This window comes from Algoriphagus sp. (assembly GCF_024305035.1).
Taxonomy (GTDB): Bacteria; Bacteroidota; Bacteroidia; order Cytophagales; family Cyclobacteriaceae; genus Algoriphagus.
On the sequence record NZ_JAMWZB010000029.1, the window covers coordinates 31,543 to 52,527 of the forward strand.

Below are 20,985 nucleotides of genomic sequence, written 5' to 3' on the forward strand. Positions count from 1 at the left end.
TTCACTATTCTTTAGCCAGTATATCGTGATATTTTTGGATGTTCTTTAAGATGGATTCATCTAACTCGGGCTCCTGGATTCCCTCAATTTTGGTCATAGTTTCATAAATAATTTTAGCCACTATTACCCTGGCAATTTTTTTATCATCCGAAGGAATAATAAACCAAGGTGCATGGGGTTTGGAGGTTTCATTGATGGCCTCCTCATAGTATTGTTGATACTTATCCCAAAGTGCCCGCTCTTCGAGGTCTCCGGGTGAAAATTTCCAGTTGTGCTTTTTGTTTTCAAGTCTTCTTAGCAGACGCTGTCGCTGTTCTTCTTTGCTCAGATGAAGATAAAACTTAAAAATAACGGTACCATTTTCTGCGATATGCTGTTCAAAGTTCCGGATTTGCTCAAATCGCTTTTGCCAAAAATCTGGGGTAATATCCTCCACTGAGTCTATTCCCGGAATATTTTCATTCATGAGGTAATAGGGATGAACTCGGGTAACCAATACATTTTCATAATGAGTCCGATTAAAAACCGAATATTTTCCTCGAGCCGGCAAGGCCAAATAATGTCTCCATAAATAATCATGCTTAAGCTCCAGACTGGTGGGAGTTTTAAAACTATGTACGACTACACCCCGAGCATTCAATTCTTTAAAGACCTCGCGAATCAAGCTATCCTTACCTGCAGTGTCCATTCCCTGGAGGCAAATCAAAACCCCATACTTGGCATGGGCGTACATGGTATCCTGATGCTCACTGAGTTGCTCGCGATACTCATTTAACATTGATTTTTTTTCCTTTTTGGTCAGCTCTTGTGCCAAAACGGTAGGAATACTTTGAAGAGAAATCTTGGAGGTTACACGGAATTGATCGATTTGAATATTTTTCATTTGGGGAAGTTCTGACGTTTTTGAACGGAATTAAAAGTAAAAACAAGATAATATTTTATCTTCAAGGCAAATAACCTATTTGTAAATTCCACCAATCAATCACCCAAAATGACAGAAATCCCGATAAAGACCGGACTTGGAACCCGGTATCTTGCACTCGATGTGCTTCGAGGCATGACCATTGCATTCATGATTATCGTCAATACTCCAGGAAGCTGGGGTAGCTTATACGGGCCGCTTGCCCATGCAGATTGGCATGGCTTCACCCCCACAGATTTGGTTTTTCCTACGTTTTTATTTGTTGTTGGAAATGCCATGAGTTTTTCGATGAAAAAGCTCAACGAGATGCCTTCGGCACAGTTTTACAGAAAAGTTCTCAAACGAACTGCTTTGATTTTTATCATCGGTTGGCTTTTGAACGCCTTTCCATTTTTTGATTACCAAGAGGCGGGAGGAATCCAGTTTATTGACCTTACTCAAGTCCGTCTATTTGGAGTACTGCAGCGAATCGCTTTGGCTTATTTTTTCGCAGCTTTGATAGTATACTGGGGAGGAGAACGATGGGGCTGGATTTTTTCAGCAGTAGGACTGATAGGCTATTGGGCGCTTATGTTCATTTTTGGAGAAGCGGGTGATCCTTACAGTCTGACTGGAAATGCAGCAATTAAACTGGATTTATTGCTCATCGGGGAGGATCGAATGTACACTGGTGAGGGAATTCCTTTTGATCCGGAAGGAATTTTAAGTACCCTTCCATCGATTGTCAATGTTCTGGCTGGATTTGGAATTGGAACGTTAATTCAACGAAAAGGAAACACCATTAAGACCGTACAGCTCTTACTGATAAGTGGCCTTATTCTCATTGCCTGCAGCTACCTTTGGGATCTGGCTTTCCCAATCAATAAGAAAATCTGGACCAGTTCTTACGTCCTTCTCACCGTGGGTTGGGATTTAATTTTACTTTCTGCTTTGGTGGGAATTATTGAGATCTGGAAAAAAAACCAATGGACTTATTTCTTTCAAGTATTTGGTCGTAACCCCCTGATTCTTTATGTACTTTCAGGGATTGTGATTTCGATTTCATTCCTGATTCCTATCGGAGAAATATCTCTGAAAGAATACCTGTATTCCACCATGTTCACCAGCTGGCTCGGTCCAAAAAATGCTTCATTTCTGTTTGCGGTCAGTTACATGTTGCTTATCTGGTTGATGGGTTATTGGATGGATAAACAAAAAATTTACATCAAAGTCTAATTTTAGTCCCTGACTCTTTATGAAGCAGCCTCCCCTTCGGAAGCTGCTTCTTTCTTTATCCCTCTATCTGGAGAATAAGTTCCGAATACCAAGCTTCTCCGTATTTTCTGACCAATGCATCTTTTAAAAAACGGTAAAGCGGAACTTGAAGACTCTTTCCGAGCTGACAGGCAGGATCACAAATTTCCCATCGATCATAATTTAAAGCGTCAAATTCATCGTACTTGGTAACCCGAATGGGATACATGTGGCAAGAAATGGGTTTTTTAAATTTAATTTTCCCATCAAGGTAGGCCTGTTCTATCCCACATTTCAGAATTCCCCTTTCATCGTATAGCGCATAAGCACATTCTCGATTGTCTCCGATGGTAGGTGTCCCCTTATCTCCATCTTTGTCAATCACCCAAGTCCCCTGTTGCTCAATGACTTTTCTTCCTTCTTCGGTGATATACTCCTTTACGATTGGATAAATTTCCTCCATAATCTTTATCTCCTCCTCCTCCAAAGGTGCGCCAGCATCTCCTTCTACACAGCAAGCTCCCTTACAAGCCTCCAAGTCGCAGACAAAGAAATTTTCTTTGATGTCATCTGAAAGCACCGTTTTTCCTACCACTATCATAAATTACTATTTTGGCTTAAAGGTAATCATTCCCAAAAACAGAAAAAACCACTTATCGCTCAAAGTTATCCTTTTGATTCCCTCTCACTACGAATAGTCGGATTGTACCAAGGCAAAAGGATGTTGTCGAAATTTTAGTATCTCGTTTGTCTTCCACCCGCTAAAAAAAAGAACCGCTCCTTAAAGGAGCGGCTCAACCCAGCACTATGAAGAAAAGCTATTATTTAGCCTTTGATATACCTAACATGGGATGACAAAAAAGGTTTTCGATGAAATGCTGATTTTTTCAAGATTTAAAAAAAAACGTGGAGTTCCCTTATCATCAATATTCCCTCCAATTTTACATTCTTCTTTCATATGGCATTTTGACAGCTATTAATTTGGAAAAAATTAATTTTAATTAGTATTCAAGAATTTTTCGACCATTTTACAGCTTACATTTTTTCAAATTATTTTTAAAAACTTTTTCCTTAAAAAAAGACTCCAAGTCCACTTCTAAGACTACTTGGATTTCTTCAACGAACGCTTAGATCCAATTCGAAGATTTTACCGTACTTTTGGAAGGTGCAAGTCGTCTTGTCGCTGCATCCCCGATTGCTATCGGGGATGGGGAGGAAAGTCCGGGCAACATAGAGCGCCATACTTCCTAACGGGAAGGAGGCTGACTGGAGACGGTCAGTTTACAGAAAGTGCCACAGAAAATATACCGTCCCGGTTGCTATCGGGATAAGGGTGAAAAGGTGGGGTAAGAGCCCACCGGTCAGATGGCGACATCTGATGCATGGCAAACCTTATGGGTTGAAAGGTCAAATAGGCCTCGGGCGAAGAGCTGCTCGTTCGATTTTGTTGCTGTGCTGATTCGTCAGTACGGAAGCGAATTCCGAGGTGGGTAGACCGATGGATCCCGACCGCGAGGTCGGGACTAGATAAATGACAAGATTCCGTAAAGGAAACAGAACCCGGCTTATAGACTTGCACTTTTTTATTTTAAATTAGTCCTATGTCAAAAATCCTTATCATCGATGACGAAAAAGTCATCAGATCCACCTTGCGTGAGATTCTCGAATACGAGAAATATCAAGTTACCGAAGCCAAAGATGGCGAAGAAGGCCTGGCCAAACTTCAAGAAGAAGATTTCGACTTAGTCCTTTGTGATGTCAAAATGCCAAAAATGGATGGACTCGAAGTGTTGGAAAAAGCAAAGGCCTTAGAAAAATCACCTCAATTTATCATGATATCAGCTCATGGTAGTATTGAAACTGCGGTCGAAGCCACAAAAAAGGGGGCGTTTGATTTTATTCCCAAACCACCGGATCTCAATCGCTTACTTTTAACTGTTCGCAATGCTCTTGATAAGAAGAACCTGGTTACCGAAACCAAGGTACTGAAGAAAAAGCTTTCCAAAAAACTCGATATGGTTGGGGAGTCTGAAGCCATCAAACAGGTGAAAGAAACCATCGAAAAAGTAGCACCCACCGAAGCCCGGGTTTTGATCACCGGACCGAATGGGACCGGAAAGGAACTGGTCGCGCATTGGATCCATCAAAAAAGCAGTCGAAACTCCCAGCCTTTCGTAGCTGTCAACTGTGCCGCGATCCCATCGGAATTGATTGAGTCCGAGCTTTTTGGGCATGAAAAAGGAGCTTTCACTTCTGCTCATAAACAGCGAGCAGGTAAATTTGAACAAGCCCAAGGCGGAACCCTTTTTTTAGATGAAATCGGAGATATGTCCCTTTCCGCTCAATCCAAAGTATTACGGGCGCTCCAAGAAAACCTAATCAACCGAGTCGGAAGCGATAAGGACATCAAGGTGGATGTACGCGTGTTGGCGGCAACGAATAAGGACCTAAAAAAAGAGATTGAGGAAAACCGATTCCGTGAGGATTTGTACCACCGGTTGAGTGTCATCTTAATACAGGTTCCTGCTTTAAAGGATCGTAAAGACGATATTCCTTTACTAGTGGATAAATTTTTGGACGATATCGCCCAAGAAAGTGGTGAAGTCAAAAAGAAAATCAGCAAAGACGCGCTTGCCAAACTGCAGGAATATCCCTGGACAGGAAATATTCGAGAACTCAGAAATGTCGTGGAACGATTGGTGATTTTAGGAGAATCAACGATCAGTTTAGAGGACATAAAAAAATATGCTGACTATTAATTGGTCAGCATATTTTTTAACCCTTACTGTTTTCAACTGTAGAAGCCTTGGCATATGCCGGGCAGGGTTTGCTGGATGCGCAAGCCCCTAAGGCTAAAATTCCGATTAACAGTGCTATGGTGGCAAGTCGTTTCATAAAATTCAAGTCAAGTTTAAGCCAAATATGTTTAATAAAATTTAATCTAGCAATTACTGAACCAATAAGTTGCATCCTCTAATCTCTGAATTATCAAATCGCCCCAGTACGTGTAGTCTTCCTTGTCGATCTATTTTCCCCAAATCCTGCGTTTCTAAAAAAGAACAAGAGTGGAAATTTGCCAAATCAATGATATTGATTCCGCCTTGGCTTCGCGGTGTCAAGGAAAATGGATCATTGACATCTCGAAGAAAAACGCGCATGGTTGTAGGAAGTGTATAATTTCCTCCTCCTTTTGAATAGGCCTGAGACATCATCTCGGTCATCCCGTATTCGGAGTGAATAGTAGAAACCCCAAAAAATCTCATTAAAACTTCATGGACCTCCTCACGGATCATTTCTTTCCGCCGCCCCTTCATTCCGCCAGTTTCCATTACTAGTAGATTTTGAGCTTGAGAAAATTCCAAACCCGATTCTACCAAATCAAGTAAAGCAAACGTGACTCCGAGGAGAAGAATTTTACGGGAATCATTTTTTAATTGGTCAATTTTTGAAAGTAATTCCGCTTGGTTGTAAAGGTAAAAACCCGAATGTTTCGATTGAGAGCTTTTGATAAAAAAATCAGCCATACTTACTAAACTACTCCCCTTTCGCTCCAAATAAGCAGGAAGCAAGGCCAAAACATGAAATCCCTCCAATGACCCGTATTCCTTCTCAAAAATGCGTCGAGCATGATTCAGATACCATTCTTCAGACCAGCTGTAATGCCGGCTGGTTATCATCCCAGTCGTACCTGAGGAAGTAAAAAAGGATGGGAATTGGGCTTGATTTCCACATACCACGGCATGCTCCTTAAAAAATTGAATCGGTAAAAAAGGAATCTGGCTTAGGTTTTGGACTGATTTAACATCAATTTTCCGGGCATTCAGATAAGAACGGTAAATTTTATTTTCCAATGCCTGAAATTGAAAGATTTCCAGAGCAAGTTGATCAAAGTCTTCCTGCTTTAATTCATCTACTGCCTGAGAAAAACTTTTAAAATCATTCATCGTTTTATATTTTGCATCCATAAGATCAGGTGCCGAACTACTTGATTGTAAATTTAACTCGCCTTATGCGTTTGAAAAGCTATTTGGGAATATTCTTTGTCATTTTATGGGCAGCTTCCTGTGTCAATCCCCCAGAAGACTACCCTTCAATTCCCGAAATCGAATTTGAGTCTTTGGAATTCATTCCCACAGCTGGTTCAGATTCTTTAATTTTCGGGTTTGACTTTAGAGATGCGGAAGGGGATTTGGGCCTTTCTTCTACCGATATTTTTCCACCCTTTAATCCGTTGGAATACCAGCGAGATCCTGCTGGAAATCTAATCACCTATGCCAACCGACCCTCAAATGCCCCGGACTACAATCCCATCGATTGGGAAATTGATCCAATCATCAATAATCAAGTGGTACGGGATACGATTTGGGTGGTTCAAAACCCAAATCAATACAATATTTTTGTGAAGTTCTTCATCAAACGAAATGGCCAATTTTCTGAATTCAGATGGCAAGACCCTCCTTTTTACACGACTTTCAATGGCCGATTTCCACGGATTTTAACAACTGAAGAAGGACAAGCTGTGGAGGGAAATGTGAAATATGCCATGCTTTCCTCCGGATGGGAATCCATATTCAGAACTGACACCATCAGAATCGATGTGCAGATTCAAGATCGACAACTCAATAGAAGTAATGAAATTTCTTCCCCAGAAATCACGCTAAGACAAATTACTCGAAACTAAAGGGAAAAAATTATAGCTATTAATAAAAAGGCAACCTAATCGGTTGCCTTTTTATTAGATTTTTGGGAATTTTTTAGGATGAACCTCATGCATCATTTCGTAAGCTTTTTCAATTACATCCTCCACACTCGGTTTTGAAAAATAATCCCCATCTGATGAGTAGGCAGGACGATGAGGTTTAGCCGGTAACGTTAGGGGCTCAGAGTCCAAATAAGGAAATATGTTCTGCCCTTCTATGACTTGCTGCATCATGAAGGCTGAAGCTCCACCGGGAACATCTTCGTCGGCAAAAATCACTCGGTTGGTTTTTTGAATCGACTTACCAATAATCCCCTCGATATCGAAAGGCAATAAAGTTTGCACATCAATGACTTCTACCTCGATTCCAATATCACTCAATTCTTGGGCGGCATCAAGAACTATCCTACACATGGAACCGTAAGTAACCAAGGTCAAATCTTTGCCTTCTCTCAAAACTTCAGGTTTTCCGACAGGAACAGTATACTCTCCGATATTGGAGGGGAGTTTCTCTTTCAGACGATAGCCATTTAAGCATTCGATAATCATTGCCGGCTCATCGGACTTCAAAAGTGTATTATACATTCCTGCAGCCTGGGTCATATCACGGGGAACGCAAATAATCATTCCTCTCAGTGCTGATAGTATCATTCCCATCGGGGAGCCCGCATGCCAAACACCCTCAAGACGATGACCTCTGGTCCGTACAATCATTGGTGCTTTTTGTCCTCCCTTTGTTCGGTATTGTAAAGAGGCCAAATCATCGGAAAGCATTTGTAAGCCATAAAGCAAATAATCCAAATATTGAATTTCCGCCACAGGTCTCAGGCCACGGAGTGCTGCACCGATTCCCTGTCCGATGATTGTCGCCTCACGGATACCCGTATCGGTAACCCGGATCTCACCATGCTTAGCTTGCAATCCTGCAAAAGCCTGATTTACATCGCCTATTTTCCCTACATCTTCCCCAAAGGCAAAGAAGCGCGGATCATTTTCCAATTGGTAATCAAAGAAAGCCTGAAGTACCTCTCTCCCATCCACATTAGGAGCATTTTCATCAAATTCAGGTTTTACTTCTTTTACGTTCAATGCAGACCATTCGGATTCCGAATAAAGATGGCTACTATATCGGTCATGATTGATTTGTTGCTGACGAATCAACCAAGATTTTAATTCCTCCTTTGCTTGGCTTTGATCAAAACGAAGGTTAAGCAGGGCTTTTCGTACCGTGGAAATTACATCTTTACGAATCGGATTGATGGTTTTAGCCAGCTCTTCGGACATTTGCTCCAAAATGACTCGCCGACTACTTCCTTGAGCAGCCGCTTTAATCAATGAAACAGCCTCAGAAAGTTCGTTTTTAATCGAACCACTAAACGCCTCCCAAGCAGCTTCCTTTTCTTTTTTTACCTGTGCTTTGGCTTCTGCCTCAAGTTTATCCAGTTGGTCTGCGGTGGCAATTGCATTTTTAAGAATGTATTCTCTGAATTTCAAATTACAATCCCAAGCCTTTTCCCAGTCCAATCTTTCGGCAGATTTATATCGTTCGTGTGACCCTGAAGTAGAATGTCCCTGAGGCTGTGTCATTTCCACTACATGAATCAAAACTGGAACATGTCCTTCTCGAGCAATTTGTCCAGCTCTTGAAAATGCCTCCAACAACCCTTCGTAGTCCCAGCCTTTGACTTTGATGATCTCATAGCCTTCTTTCCCCTCTGTCCGTTCAAAACCGGCTAAAGCTTCAGAAATATCTCCTTTGGTCGTGTGGTATTTGTTGGGAACTGAAATTCCATACCCATCATCCCAGATCGCCACTACCATGGGAACTTGTAACACTCCGGCGGCATTGATTGATTCGAAAAAAAGTCCCTCTGAAGTCGAAGCGTTCCCAATCGTGCCCCAGGCAACCTCGTTTCCATTTACAGAGAAATCTTGGAATGACTTTAAACCTTTATTGTGTCGAAAAACTTTGGAGGCATAGGCCAAACCCAAGAGTTTAGGCATTTGTGCAGCTGTTGGTGAAATATCGGCCGCAGAATTATACTTTTTGGTTAGCGATTTCCAACTCCCATCTTCATTCAGTGAACGAGTGGCAAAATGTCCATTCATTAAGCGACCTGCACTAGCTGGATCAGCCTCTACGTCAGTGTGTGCATACAGTTGGGCAAAATATTGTTGAACACTCAATTCACCCAAAGCCATCATAAACGTTTGATCACGATAATATCCTGATCTAAAGTCCCCAAGTTGAAAAGCTCTAGCCATGGCTAGCTGAGCCAGCTCTTTTCCATCTCCAAAGATTCCAAATTTGGCTTTTCCCATAAAAACTTCCTTTCGTCCCATCAGCGAAGCCTGTCTGCTGATCATAGCGATTTTGTAGTCCTTAAGAATTTCCTCATTTGAGGGGATCACACCGATTCGGTTTTTGGATAAAGATTTAATTTTTGCCATGGATAACTTTTATCTCTGTAGGTAATTTGGGTTCATTGCTCACTTGCGTATTCCCAAAAATAAACAAATCCTTTATCTATACAAATCTGAAATTTAAATTTTTTCGAATAAATATTCTGCTCAAGAAGATTTTTTGAGGTATATGAAAAATATTATTCTGTCATTGCGAATTTCACATTCGGTTTATTCTATTTTTTACACAACAACTATCTATGGATTAATGTTGATTTAGCAAAAAAAAATTCTCAAAATTATCAATGCTTAAAGTTTAAATTTTGAAATTTTCTTTAAATACCAATGAATTTAAAGAAGAAAGTTTTGAAAAAAAATAATTTTCAAAATCATACAAAATTCTATTCGCTTTTGTTCTTTTCCGAATGGGTTGGCTTAGTATCTTTGCCGTCAAATTATAAATCCAAATAGACAAGTCATGGTAATAGGTGTTCCTAAAGAAATTAAAAATAACGAAAACAGGGTAGCGCTGACTCCCGCTGGTGCCAAAGAATTGGTAAAAAGAGGCCATACGGTATACATACAGCATACTGCAGGAGAAGGAAGTGGTTTCAGTGATGAGACTTATGAGGCTGCCGGAGCCCAAATCCTTCCTACAATTGAATCTACTTATGAGATCGCTGAGATGATTATGAAAGTCAAAGAGCCGATCGAACCTGAGTATAAATTGATCAAAGAAGGGCAGCTTTTGTTCACCTATTTTCATTTTGCCTCCTATGAGCCACTAACCAAGGCTATGGTGGAAAGCAAATCAGTTTGCCTTGCCTATGAAACGGTGGAAAAAGCCGATAGAAGCCTTCCACTTTTGGTACCGATGTCTGAGGTTGCCGGACGAATGGCTGTACAAAAAGGGGCCAATTATTTGGAGAAACCACTCAAAGGAAGAGGTATTCTTTTGGGGGGAGTGCCCGGTGTACTCCCTGCCAAAGTATTGATATTGGGTGGTGGAGTTGTGGGAACTCAAGCTGCGTGGATGGCTGCCGGATTGGGAGCTGATGTGACCATCATGGATGTTTCACTTCAGCGAATGCGCTATTTGGACGATGTAATGCCCGCCAATGTGAATACCATGATGTCTAATGAATACAATGTGAGAGAATTGATTAAATCTGCCGACTTAATTATAGGCGCAGTATTGATCCCAGGAGCAAAAGCACCTCATCTCATTACGCGGGATATGCTAAAAGAAATGAAGCCGGGAACTGTTCTGGTTGACGTGGCTGTGGACCAAGGCGGATGTATCGAAACCTGTAAGCCAACTACACATGAAAACCCCACGTTCATCATTGATGAAGTGGTGCACTACTGCGTGGCCAATATGCCTGGGGCGGTTCCTTACACCTCAACTTTGGCACTCACCAATGCAACCCTACCCTATGCCATCCAACTTGCCGACAAAGGCTGGAAAAAAGCCGCACAGGAAAATCCGGAATTGGTTCCAGGACTCAATGTGATCAATGGAGAAATTGTATATAAAGCCGTAGCTGAAGCGTTCCATCTGTCCTACGTACCCGTGGAAAAATATTTGATGGACTAAGCCACCTTACCTATCTAAAAAGTGAAAAAGCTGAATTCGCAATGAATTCAGCTTTTTCACCTTTAGGGGTATGCTCACTTATTTCAGGCGTTCCAAAACCCGCATCAATTTTTCTCTGACCTCCCCGGCGAGGGATTCGATTTTAGAATTTTTAACAACAGCCATCGCTGCTGCCGGATCCATTACTGCCACTTCATAGGAGTTATCCATCAATTGGCGTATCGTTACATTACAAGGAAGTAAGGTCCCGATATGAGGTTCCACTTCCAGGACCTTGTCAGCAAAAACAGGATTACAGGCACCTAAAATCAAATAAGGAGCATAATCCTTCCCCAGTTTCTTTTTCATCGTAGCCTGAATGTCAATTTCGGTTAAGATTCCAAAACCTTCTATTTTCAAAGCTGCCTCAACTTCACTTCTGATGGCTTCCATGGAGTTTCTTTCAAGTATTTTTTCCTTAAAGTAGGTCATGATTTTTCCTTTTAATGAACTTAAACTTACAAAAACTAATGCGCTCAACTGGTGTAAAATGTCACAAAATGAAGTGAAAAAAGCAATGTCATCAGATTTTCCCCATGGATTATAAACCCTTTGGGGTCAATATTGCTTCGGTTGGTAGAGAAACGGAAAACGTTTAGGTGATTCTCCCAAGAGAATTTATCTTTACTCACTAAACGCTCAAATCCAAAGAGAATGACAATAGCAGATAATTTAAAGGATATCAAATCCTCTTTTCACAATCCAACCTGTCTTTTGATAGCCGTGAGCAAAACTAAACCCATTGAGAATCTTTTGGAGGCCTATGGGGCCGGAGTTCGGGATTTTGGAGAAAACAAAGTTCAAGAACTCCAAGCAAAGGAGCCTCAGCTGCCAAAGGATATCCGGTGGCATATGATCGGTCATTTACAGCGAAACAAAGTCAAGTATATCGCCCCTTTTATCTATCTGATTCATAGCGTGGATTCTTTTAAACTTTTGAAGGAAATCAACAAACAAGGGGAGAAAATTGACCGAAAAATATCAGTACTCTTGCAAATTCACATTGCTGAGGAAGAAAGTAAATTTGGATTTGACATTTCAGAATTAGAAGAAATGTTGGATTCAGAGGAGTTTAAAAAATTAAGCCATGTCACGGTCAAAGGATTAATGGGAATGGCTACCTTAACAAGCAATCAAGATCAAATTCGCAAGGAATTTAAAAGACTTAAAGCTCTTTTTGAAGAAATTAAGAACAAAGAATTACCCGATTTTGTACAACTTACCGAACTTTCGATGGGGATGAGTAGTGACTATCAAGTAGCCCAAGAAGAAGGCAGCACGATGGTGAGAATCGGCTCTTCTATTTTCGGAGCCAGAAACTACAACTAACCCAACTTCAAACACTTTTCAACTTACCATGAACTCAAAACAAATCATTCAACTTGCTGCAATTCTCGGCGCATTGGCCGTGGGAATCGGCGCATTTGGCGCCCATGGATTAGAGGATCTTTTGGCAAAAAATGGCCGAACCGAAACGTTTGAAATTGCGGTCAAATACCATTTTTATCATGCCATTGCTTTGCTTTTGGTGGGCATCCTTTCGACTACCAAAGTAAGCTACCATCGGGGGTTGTCTTTTTCAGCAATCAATCTCATCATCGGAATTCTTATTTTTTCGGGTTCACTCTACATCCTATCAATTTCCAACATCACCTGGCTAGGCGCAGTCACCCCTATCGGAGGGATCGCCTTTATTGTGGGTTGGATTGGTATTTTTTGGACAGTAACCAAGCGATAAACCAAATGAGAAAAAGGATTTTGTTCTTGTTTTTCCTACAGGTATTCCTTCCTGAAAGCGATGCCCAAATTACGCAAGCAAACTATGAAAAACTAAAATCCGCGCTAAGTGACGAGCGTTTTTTTGGCGGTCATTTGACTGGATTTATGCTGTATGACTTGGATTCCCAGCGGGTTTTGTATGAAAAAAATTCACATATCAGATTTACTCCGGCATCCACAACCAAGCTTTTCACCCTTTTTTCCAGTTTGGTGATTCTCAACGACAGCACCCAAACTCTACGATACATTCAATCAGGTGATACGCTGAAAATTTGGGGCTCAGGTGACCCAAGCTGGAACTACCAAGACTTTTTTCAACCCGATTTCAAAAGCTTTTTTAGCCGGGCAAAAGTGATTCAATTCTCTGACTCAAATTTAAAATCCGCTCCTTTTGGGAGTGGCTGGCAATGGGATGATTATTCCTATTATTTTTCGGCAGAACGGTCTTCCTTGCCGATTTATGGAAATCTGATTAAAGTAAAACAATTCAGCAGCCCCCCTATAGTAACTCCTGCATTCTTCCAAGATGCCATATTTACGACTAGCTCTGAAATCAAAGATTTGGAGCGGGATTTCCATTCCAATCGATTTTACTACAATCCAAAAACCTATCGTGGAAGGGAAGACTTCATTCCTTTTATCACTTCTCCGGAGTTGTTTGTCCAGTTGGCTTCAATTGAAACAGGGAAACCTTGGATTTACAAATCAGACCCACTTCCTGAAATTCATCAAACCTGGCGGGCTGCCCCCCTATTTCCTATTCTCGAAGAAATGATGCTCGAAAGTGATAATTTCTTAGCTGAACAATTAATGTACATGGTTTCAGATCGAATATTTGCTGAGATCGACATCGAAAGGGCCATCGAATTTATTTTAAAAACCTATCTGTATGATTTGCCTGACGAACCGATTTGGATAGATGGAAGCGGTCTGAGTCGATATAATTTATTTACTCCAAGAACAATGGTGGCGCTTTTTGAAAAAATTTACCGGGTCCTTCCTGATGATCAGCTTAAAAAGCTCCTTCCAACGGGAGGAGTTTCAGGTACAATCAAAACAAACTATCAAGCTAAAGAGCCTTATATCTTTGCTAAAACTGGAACAATGAGTAATAATCATAGCTTGGTTGGTTTAATAAAAACAAAAAAAGACAAAACGTATTGTTTTGCCTTTATGAACTCCAATTATCCCCAGAAAGCTTCCGTAATCCGCCAGGAAATGGAGAAAGTTCTTTTGCTGATTAGGGATAATTTGTAATTGCGTTTCGTTCCAACACCACCGAGGATTGAGCTCCTAATACCATTTCTGTTCCCTTGATGTCCAATTCCCCAAATTCAAATAATGACTGATTGTAATTTTCCGGAATCGAAATACTCACCTCTTCTTTTCCGAGATTGTGGATTGCAAATACCGATTGAGTTTCATGATGGCGAAAATAAGCCATTACCGAAGTTGGATAAGATGTTTGAGGTAGTTCCAAAGACCCGATCGCCAATGCTGGATTGGTTTTACGCAAAGCGATTAACCTTTTGTAATGATTAAAAAAACTATGGGAATCTTCTCGCTGGAATGCTAAAGGAACCACTTCTCCCTCCACAGAGTATTTGGGTTCAATCCAGGTTGCTCTGCCAATATCCTGTTTTTTCGTGTCCCAAAGAAATGGTTCTCGAATATGCTCATCAGGTTTGATACCTTTCATTCCAATTTCCTCTCCGTAATAAATATAAGGCGCCCCAGGCAGTGACATCATTACAGCGATGGCTTGCTTTTGCTTTGTAGGATCTGACCCCAATTCATTGAGTAATCTAGGCTGATCATGATTGGAGGAGATCGTCGCATCGATGAACTCAGAAGTAATATTCTGATAAAAATCGATGATTTCCTTTTGCTTTTCGGGAAGGATCATTCCATTTTCTGTATGAAAGGCTTCCAGCAAAGTATAATGAAAATCAAAATTAAAAAGTGCTGGCAAGCCAGGTAAGTATGGCGCTACCACTTCTTTTTTATCGTATACCTCACCTACCAAATACACATCGGGTTTTATTTTTTCCATTTCTGCACGAAATTCTTTCCAAAACTCGTGATTGTCCAAGGGTCTGTCATCTGGAAAAATATGCTTGGCCGCATCCAATCTAAAACCATCAACCCCTACTTCTTCCAACCAAAATCGTCCAATTTCATAAATTTCTTCCCTAACTTTTGGATTGTCAAAATTCAAATCCGGCATTCCTCCCCAGAAAAATCCATAGTAATAATCTTCTCCTTCTCCCGGATCATGCCATTGCTGAATATTATCAGAATCAAGGGTAATTACCTTTTTATTCAAATAATCGGCAATGGTATCTTTTTGCGCCCAGACATAGTAATCCCGATAGGGATTCGTTCTCCCTGATTTCGCTTCCAAAAACCATGGATGCTGGTTGGAGGTATGATTGATGATCATATCGATCACAATTTTGATATCCCGCTGATGTGCTTCGGTCAAGAGATTTTTAAACTCATCCATTGTACCGTAATCCGGGTGCACGGCCTTGTAGTCGGTCACATCATACTTGTGGTAGGTAGGCGAAGGCATAATGGGCATAAACCAAATCGCATCTGCGCCCAATTCTTTCACATAGTCAAGTTTTTGAATAACTCCATTAAAATCTCCTATTCCGTCTCCGTTTGAATCGTAAAATGACTGAACAAATATCTCATACGTCACACCAGCTTTGGGCCAATAGTTTACCTGCTGGACCTCATTTTTTTCTTGGCAGGAAACCAAGCCATAAGCAGTCAAAACTGTGAGAATCAAGGATTTTTTCATCTGATTATAATTTGTTTTTTAGCGGTCATATGGAATCTCGCAATGGGAATCATCTTGGTGTGTGACGGGTACGTTGTGCTTGATTTCATCTGTTTATAATTTGTTTTCAGGGGTCATATGGAATCTCGCAATTCTTATCATCCCGCTGTGTGACGGGTACGTTGTGCTCGATTTCATTTGTCTAAAATTAATTTTCAACGGTCACATGGAATCTTGCAGGGTACATAGTCAAACCAATGTATCCCTATTTAATCATGCTCGAAATAATCTGTTTATTAGTTGTATTTCAAGGGTCAGATGGAATACCCTAGATAATCCTTCTCCCGAATGTCTACTACTCCCCATGGGTATTTCCTGATTAATTTTATTTTTTGGAAAAAAAAAGTCACCTGATTCAAGTGACTTCTCTTTCGGTTTATTAAATCGAATTAGTTCCGATTGATTGCATTAAGCATATCAAATGCAACCTCAAGACGCTTGACAAATGCCTCCTCACCCTTGCGTAACCAAACCCGAGGATCGTAGTACTTCTTGTTTGGACTATCCGGACCCTCAGGATTACCCAATTGGGTTTGAAGGTAACCTTCATTTTTCTTGTAATAGTTGAGAATTCCTTCCCAAGTAGCCCATTGCATATCCGTATCAATATTCATTTTGATGGAGCCATACGAATTCGCTTCTCTGATTTCCTCCAAAGAAGAACCCGATCCCCCGTGGAAGACAAAATTCAAGGGCTTCCCAACTGTTCCATACTTACTATTTATGAAATCTTGTGAATTTTTCAGAATGATTGGTTTCAAACTAACATTTCCTGGCTTATACACCCCATGAACATTCCCAAATGCAGCAGCGATGGTAAACAAATCACCAATTTGCTTCAAATGCTCATATGCAAAAGCCACTTCTTCTGGCTGAGTATAAAGTTTGGAGGAATCGATATCGGTATTATCCACTCCATCTTCTTCCCCACCGGTTACTCCAAGCTCAATCTCAATGGCCATTTGAAGTTTTTCAAACTCACGGAAATAATTACAAGAAATCTCGACATTCTCCTCCAAGGGCTCTTCAGAAAGGTCCAACATATGAGAGCTGTACAAAGGCCGCTTATGCAGCTCATAATAGGCTTTTCCTGCCTCCAACATCCCATCTATCCAAGGCAAAAGTTTTTTTGCGGCGTGGTCAGTATGCAAAATTACAGGAACCCCATATGCCTCGGCCATTTGATGTACGTGATGTGCTCCGGAGATGGCTCCGGCGATACTTGCCTGCTGCTTATCATTAGCAAGTCCCTTGCCTGCAAAAAACTGCGCTCCACCATTGGAGAATTGTATGATTACGGGAGAATTTACTTTTTTGGCGGTCTCCAGAACTGCATTAACAGAATTGGTACCGATAACATTGACAGCTGGAAAAGCAAACTCATTTTCTTTTGCATAAGCATAAAGTTCTCTGAGCTCTTGTCCGTACTTTACTCCAGGTTTAAATTTCATTACGAATTAGGTTTGGTTAATTTTTAATAAAGCGCTGATGAAGCACTCGTCTGGTATCAAACGCTTCAAAGATATAAAGACCCGCTTTAATATTCCCTAAATCAAATTCTAAAATCTGATTATCAGCCCGAGTTTGTCCTCCTTTGACTTGTTTTCCAGTCATATCTACAATACGATAATGGGCCTGAGTCATTCCGGCAGGCAAAGTGACAAATAATTTTCCACTGCTAGGGTTGGGATAAACCGAAAACTCGGAATTAACCACTGGCTCCCGGGGTACCGAAGTAACAAAATCTTCCTGCAAAATCCCCGAATCAGGAGTAGGAAGCGGTTTGTTGGTAAATAAATAAAATTCTGAAGGTCTCAAATTAAAGTTTACCGTCGTTTGACTCACACTAAATTCTTCTCCGGTAAAATAATTATACCAGGAACCAGTCGAAGGAAAGGCCAATGGTACATTGCCGGCATTGCTCAAACCGAAATTCCCATGTAAAACCACATCCATGTCTGAATGCTCTAAAATGATCGACTTGACAGCTCCGCTTAATGTCAAATTTACCTTTTCGGGATTACTGAAAACAGAATGTGAAGTCCTTAATCGAATCATTTCTTGATACAGTTGGAAAAGCCTTTTTCGTTGCGGATCTTCTAGATATTCCCATCGCGTAGGTTTGATTCCCAGCCGGTCATTATTCAGCTCCTCATCGTAGCCAAACTCTCCAAACTGCCAAAGCATTTTGGGACCTGGAACTGCAAAAAAGAATGTGGTTAAAAGCTGATTTCGATTTACCGCGTTTTCCAGCTGACGAAGATTCAAGGGTGAAGTACTTCCAAAATTCAACGATTCCCACATCAAGCGTTCTTCATCGTGGGATTCTTGATAAGCGATCAAATTGGGATGGTTCCATCCTCGTTCCCCATGGTAAGCCCAATTAAATGCACGATTTTCTCCTTTTGCCATTCCTCGAAAATCCCCATTCATATTCCCCCAAAACATTAGGCCATAGTCAGCTAGCTCCTTTTCCTCCTCGTTGGCCGCCAAATGCTCCAAAATCACATAGGCTTCGGGATGATTAGCTTTGATTCGATCATAAATATGTTTCCAAATTGCAATTCGACTGGGATCATACTGAGACCAAAAATTAACATTATCTCCTGAGTTTACTTGAGTAAAACCTTTGGATAAGTCAAAGCGGAATCCATCTATTTTATATTCGGTTAACCAGTAATTGTTGACACTATCCACAAACGCCTGGGTATACTTACTTTCATGGTTGAAATCATAGCCCACGTTAAATGGATGTTTGGCTATGCGATTAAACCAAGGATTATCCTCAGTTGGGGCTCCGTAATCACCATCGTTATACAGTCTGACCATCGGATTTTGGCCAAAAGCATGATTGAGCACCATATCCAGAATCACAACCATTCCTCGACCATGTGCCTCATCGATGAGTCTTTTTAAATCGTTCTTGGTTCCGTAATATTTATCGGGCGCAAAGAAGAAGGAGGGATTGTATCCCCAAGAAAGATTTCCCTCAAATTCACCCACAGGCATCAATTCAATGGCATTGATTCCAAGCTCTTGCAGGTAATCGAGCCGATCGATAACAGACTGGTAAGTTCTCTGCTCATCAAAATCACGCACCAAAAGCTCATACACTACCAAATTTTCGGGAGCAGGCTTTTCATAGCTGGTATTTACCCAATCAAACGGTTCTTGGGCAGTTTGAAGGAAAGTGGCTTGAAAACTAGTTTTTCCTGATGGAAAAGGCTTTAATCCCGGATATCTTCCCTGGTCGATGATTTCCTGATCATTAAACGGGTCCGAAGTTTTATCCGCATAGGGGTCTCCAATCCGAATACTTGCATCTACCAAATATTGGAAAATGTATTCTTGCTTAGGAATGAGGTTTTCAATTTTTAACCAAAAAATCTCCCCATCAGGAGTTCTTTTCATTTGATATTCGGGTAAAACTTGCCAATCATTAAAGTCACCTATCACATGGGCAAGTTTTTTACCCGGAGCCTGCAAAGCCAAAATCACCTCGGTATCGGAAATATAATTAATCCCCAATCGTGCACCTTCAGGCAATTCTTGAATTTGAGAGATTCCAAAAACGGTGATATCCAGCGACTGCGTATCGCTTTGTTCCCCGGCCTTGGCTATGGCCTCCAACGTGAAATTTCCCGCCCCTGTTGCCACAAAATTATAGGTCAGCGAAGTAGCTGAACTTACCGATGCCACAGGCTCACCATCAAGTTCAAAACTAATAGCCGCTTCTGCAGAGGTCTCAGCGGTGATGGTATATTCTTCCCCCACCTCCAAGGAAAGTGAAGACCCGGAGGGTTTGGTAAATTGGACCCCAAAGCCTTGGGTGAGATCAACAAAAAAATCGGTATTTGATGCGGTTTTACCTTCTCTGGATCCATCCACGTTGCGAAAAACCATTCCCAGTCGATAAATAGTTTGTCCACTGGGATTTTCAAAAAAGTCTTCCGGGGTCAATTCAAAGGTATACAGGTTTTCCTCTCCCTCTACCTTGGTCATTTTGGCTTCCGGTATATCTTGCCCCCACTCAAAAGGAACAATGGACCAAGTAGTAGATTCCGGTCCCTCTGTTACCGCGCCAATGTGAATATAAACCTCACAGTTGCAATTGACCAGACCACTAGTTCCAAGCGAGGCGTCGTAGGTAATTTTAATAGCCTCCGAAGCACTGGGGATAGCTGGTTCAGTGCTGACTTGAGCAAAAAGTGGAGCGCTCCATACCAGCCCAAGAACTACGAAAATCTGGATAAAGATGTGTTTCATTTTAGAGTTTGAAAGCGGAGAATCCGGCTTTGAGAAATTCCCTGATTCCCCAAAGCCGGATGATGCCAATGTAACTGAAAACCAGTTTAATTTTGGGTAAGGGTATAAGTTACCTTTTCAGGATTATTAAAATTAAGGGTAATGGTATAATTACCGGCTTCTGTAACGGGAATATCTGCACCACCAGCAGTCAAATCTCCATCAGCTCCCCCATAATTATAGTCCCAATTTTCGTTGGCACGGAATTTAAAATTACCGGTGGTCAAATCTGTAGTCAGCGTCAACACATTATTTTCACTGTCAAATTGCATTTTGGTTTCTGAGTCCCAGCCGCCTTCAGTGGCATCACCGATGACCCCCCAATAGAGTGGATCACTCAGCGAATAAGTCATAGCCTCTAAATTAACCTCCATGTAAAATGTTCCAAATTCTTCCACCTTAATGTTGGCACCATCAGGGTCAAGATCACCATCCCCATCATTATCCCCGTAATTTTTCCCGTCGACCCATTCGTTGGTTTCTGAAACTTTAAACTCTCCTGATCCACCCGGTAAAATATGTACATACCCTTGATAAACCTCGTCAAAATTGACTGACTTTAAGGTGGTAGACTCATTTCCCGGATTCCAGCCTTGATAATCCCCGGGCACATACAGCAATGGATAGTCAACAAAAGCCGCAAACGGAGTAATAGAAAGGGTGACTACTTCCCCATAAATTGGGGAAAGAGGCTGGTTTATGGATGATTTTACCCGGAATTCCGTTTCGGCGGCAGTTTCTGGAAGAACACCTTTGGCAATCAATGCATCATTGATGTCCTGAGTGACCACTTCAATGATGTTTGAAGTAGAAGACCCTAATTCCACAGGATCTGAAAAATCCGCTCCAGCAAGGTCCATTTCAATGCTGTAAGTGACTGTTCCCTCCATCCCAAAATCTGCGGAAGTGACCTGAAATTCAATCACCTCCTCAGCTCCTTCATTGGTCAAAACCAAAGTTGAGCCGGGAGAAGGACTGCTCAGGGCTGCTCCAGTTTGGGGGATAATAGGTGGCATTTCATAGGATTCACATGCCAAAAGGACTGGCAATAAAGCCAATCCCCATCTAATTTGTCGAATTGCTTTCATAGAGATTATTGTTAATTAATTGGGTTGAAATCTTGATTTTATACAATTTTTGACTGGAAGGAAAACCAGCGA

General features: G+C 41.2%; 16 protein-coding genes and 1 other RNA gene. 8 read left to right on the forward strand and 9 right to left on the reverse strand.

The annotated features are described in order from the left end of the window. Positions 1-4 precede the first annotated feature (4 nt). On the reverse strand, positions 5-883 hold the full coding sequence (locus Q0L00_RS15735) for a PPK2 family polyphosphate kinase (protein WP_297337841.1): 879 nt from the start codon (positions 881-883) through the stop codon (positions 5-7). Positions 884-991: 108 nt separating this feature from the next. Between Q0L00_RS15735 and Q0L00_RS15740 the strand changes: the two genes are divergently transcribed. Beyond that, a complete protein-coding gene (locus Q0L00_RS15740) occupies positions 992-2,137 on the forward strand; it encodes a DUF5009 domain-containing protein (protein ID WP_297337842.1) in 1,146 nt (381 codons plus the stop codon). A gap of 55 nt (positions 2,138-2,192) precedes the next feature. Here the strand turns inward: Q0L00_RS15740 and Q0L00_RS15745 are convergent, their stop codons facing one another. Beyond that, complete coding sequence (locus tag Q0L00_RS15745; protein WP_297337843.1) at positions 2,193-2,756, reverse strand: DUF3109 family protein; 564 nt, start codon at positions 2,754-2,756, stop codon at positions 2,193-2,195. 563 nt (positions 2,757-3,319) lie between these two features. Between Q0L00_RS15745 and rnpB the strand changes: the two genes are divergently transcribed. Continuing rightward, positions 3,320-3,739: RNase P RNA component class A (gene rnpB, locus Q0L00_RS15750), an RNA gene on the forward strand. A gap of 17 nt (positions 3,740-3,756) precedes the next feature. After that, complete coding sequence (locus tag Q0L00_RS15755) at positions 3,757-4,914, forward strand: sigma-54 dependent transcriptional regulator (protein WP_297337844.1); 1,158 nt, start codon at positions 3,757-3,759, stop codon at positions 4,912-4,914. A 189-nt stretch (positions 4,915-5,103) separates the two neighbouring features. Here the strand turns inward: Q0L00_RS15755 and Q0L00_RS15760 are convergent, their stop codons facing one another. Beyond that, the gene (locus tag Q0L00_RS15760; protein ID WP_297337845.1) at positions 5,104-6,099 is read right to left on the reverse strand and encodes an acyl transferase; all 996 of its coding nucleotides are present in this window, start codon (positions 6,097-6,099) and stop codon (positions 5,104-5,106) included. Between the two features lie 65 nt (positions 6,100-6,164). Here Q0L00_RS15760 and Q0L00_RS15765 point away from each other — a divergent pair, with 65 nt between their 5' ends. Continuing rightward, complete coding sequence (locus tag Q0L00_RS15765) at positions 6,165-6,836, forward strand: hypothetical protein (RefSeq protein ID WP_297337846.1); 672 nt, start codon at positions 6,165-6,167, stop codon at positions 6,834-6,836. Positions 6,837-6,890: 54 nt separating this feature from the next. Here Q0L00_RS15765 and Q0L00_RS15770 read toward each other — a convergent pair whose 3' ends face one another. Continuing rightward, a complete protein-coding gene (locus Q0L00_RS15770) occupies positions 6,891-9,305 on the reverse strand; it encodes an alpha-ketoacid dehydrogenase subunit alpha/beta (RefSeq protein WP_297337847.1) in 2,415 nt (804 codons plus the stop codon). Between the two features lie 430 nt (positions 9,306-9,735). Here Q0L00_RS15770 and ald point away from each other — a divergent pair, with 430 nt between their 5' ends. Then, the gene (gene ald / locus Q0L00_RS15775) at positions 9,736-10,854 is read left to right on the forward strand and encodes an alanine dehydrogenase (RefSeq protein ID WP_297337848.1); all 1,119 of its coding nucleotides are present in this window, start codon (positions 9,736-9,738) and stop codon (positions 10,852-10,854) included. Between the two features lie 78 nt (positions 10,855-10,932). On the opposite strand, the gene Q0L00_RS15780 is transcribed toward ald, so the two are convergent. Then, positions 10,933-11,325 carry a DUF302 domain-containing protein gene (locus Q0L00_RS15780; RefSeq protein ID WP_297337849.1) on the reverse strand — a complete coding sequence of 131 codons (393 nt, stop codon included), beginning with the start codon at positions 11,323-11,325 and terminating at the stop codon, positions 10,933-10,935. Between the two features lie 222 nt (positions 11,326-11,547). Between Q0L00_RS15780 and Q0L00_RS15785 the strand changes: the two genes are divergently transcribed. The 3 genes from Q0L00_RS15785 to Q0L00_RS15795 are packed head-to-tail and all read left to right on the forward strand — an operon-like array spanning position 11,548 to position 13,929. After that, on the forward strand, positions 11,548-12,222 hold the full coding sequence (locus tag Q0L00_RS15785; RefSeq protein ID WP_297337850.1) for a YggS family pyridoxal phosphate-dependent enzyme: 675 nt from the start codon (positions 11,548-11,550) through the stop codon (positions 12,220-12,222). Between the two features lie 28 nt (positions 12,223-12,250). Further along, positions 12,251-12,631, forward strand: a complete 381-nt coding sequence (locus Q0L00_RS15790) for a DUF423 domain-containing protein (protein WP_297337851.1) — start codon at positions 12,251-12,253, stop codon at positions 12,629-12,631. A gap of 5 nt (positions 12,632-12,636) precedes the next feature. Further along, the gene (locus Q0L00_RS15795) at positions 12,637-13,929 is read left to right on the forward strand and encodes a D-alanyl-D-alanine carboxypeptidase (protein WP_297337852.1); all 1,293 of its coding nucleotides are present in this window, start codon (positions 12,637-12,639) and stop codon (positions 13,927-13,929) included. Here the strand turns inward: Q0L00_RS15795 and Q0L00_RS15800 are convergent. From Q0L00_RS15800 to Q0L00_RS15815, 4 genes are all read right to left on the reverse strand, one after another. Then, positions 13,913-15,481, reverse strand: coding sequence for an alpha-amylase family glycosyl hydrolase (locus Q0L00_RS15800; RefSeq protein WP_297337853.1), 1,569 nt, complete (start codon positions 15,479-15,481; stop codon positions 13,913-13,915). The genes Q0L00_RS15795 and Q0L00_RS15800 overlap by 17 nt on opposite strands. 428 nt (positions 15,482-15,909) lie before the next feature. Then, positions 15,910-16,971 (reverse strand): class II fructose-bisphosphate aldolase, encoded by a 1,062-nt coding sequence (gene fbaA / locus Q0L00_RS15805; RefSeq protein ID WP_297337854.1) that lies wholly within the window; start codon positions 16,969-16,971, stop codon positions 15,910-15,912. Between the two features lie 16 nt (positions 16,972-16,987). Further along, on the reverse strand, positions 16,988-19,786 hold the full coding sequence (locus Q0L00_RS15810) for an alpha-amylase family glycosyl hydrolase (RefSeq protein ID WP_297337855.1): 2,799 nt from the start codon (positions 19,784-19,786) through the stop codon (positions 16,988-16,990). Positions 19,787-19,872: 86 nt separating this feature from the next. After that, positions 19,873-20,913 (reverse strand): SusE domain-containing protein, encoded by a 1,041-nt coding sequence (locus Q0L00_RS15815; protein ID WP_297337856.1) that lies wholly within the window; start codon positions 20,911-20,913, stop codon positions 19,873-19,875. Positions 20,914-20,985: the final 72 nt, after the last annotated feature.

Bases quoted from the DNA above. Each gene is read 5' to 3' on its own strand.
- fbaA (WP_297337854.1), bottom strand. From the start codon at position 16,971: ATGAAATTTAAACCTGGAGTAAAGTACGGACAAGAGCTCAGAGAACTT.
- Q0L00_RS15745 (WP_297337843.1), bottom strand. From the start codon at position 2,756: ATGATAGTGGTAGGAAAAACGGTGCTTTCAGATGACATCAAAGAAAAT.
- Q0L00_RS15780 (WP_297337849.1), bottom strand. From the start codon at position 11,325: ATGACCTACTTTAAGGAAAAAATACTTGAAAGAAACTCCATGGAAGCC.
- Q0L00_RS15735 (WP_297337841.1), bottom strand. From the start codon at position 883: ATGAAAAATATTCAAATCGATCAATTCCGTGTAACCTCCAAGATTTCT.
- Q0L00_RS15795 (WP_297337852.1), top strand. From the start codon at position 12,637: ATGAGAAAAAGGATTTTGTTCTTGTTTTTCCTACAGGTATTCCTTCCT.
- Q0L00_RS15800 (WP_297337853.1), bottom strand. From the start codon at position 15,481: ATGAAAAAATCCTTGATTCTCACAGTTTTGACTGCTTATGGCTTGGTT.
- Q0L00_RS15810 (WP_297337855.1), bottom strand. From the start codon at position 19,786: ATGAAACACATCTTTATCCAGATTTTCGTAGTTCTTGGGCTGGTATGG.
- Q0L00_RS15765 (WP_297337846.1), top strand. From the start codon at position 6,165: ATGCGTTTGAAAAGCTATTTGGGAATATTCTTTGTCATTTTATGGGCA.
- ald (WP_297337848.1), top strand. From the start codon at position 9,736: ATGGTAATAGGTGTTCCTAAAGAAATTAAAAATAACGAAAACAGGGTA.
- Q0L00_RS15770 (WP_297337847.1), bottom strand. From the start codon at position 9,305: ATGGCAAAAATTAAATCTTTATCCAAAAACCGAATCGGTGTGATCCCC.
- Q0L00_RS15790 (WP_297337851.1), top strand. From the start codon at position 12,251: ATGAACTCAAAACAAATCATTCAACTTGCTGCAATTCTCGGCGCATTG.
- Q0L00_RS15785 (WP_297337850.1), top strand. From the start codon at position 11,548: ATGACAATAGCAGATAATTTAAAGGATATCAAATCCTCTTTTCACAAT.
- Q0L00_RS15755 (WP_297337844.1), top strand. From the start codon at position 3,757: ATGTCAAAAATCCTTATCATCGATGACGAAAAAGTCATCAGATCCACC.
- Q0L00_RS15740 (WP_297337842.1), top strand. From the start codon at position 992: ATGACAGAAATCCCGATAAAGACCGGACTTGGAACCCGGTATCTTGCA.
- Q0L00_RS15760 (WP_297337845.1), bottom strand. From the start codon at position 6,099: ATGAATGATTTTAAAAGTTTTTCTCAGGCAGTAGATGAATTAAAGCAG.
- Q0L00_RS15815 (WP_297337856.1), bottom strand. From the start codon at position 20,913: ATGAAAGCAATTCGACAAATTAGATGGGGATTGGCTTTATTGCCAGTC.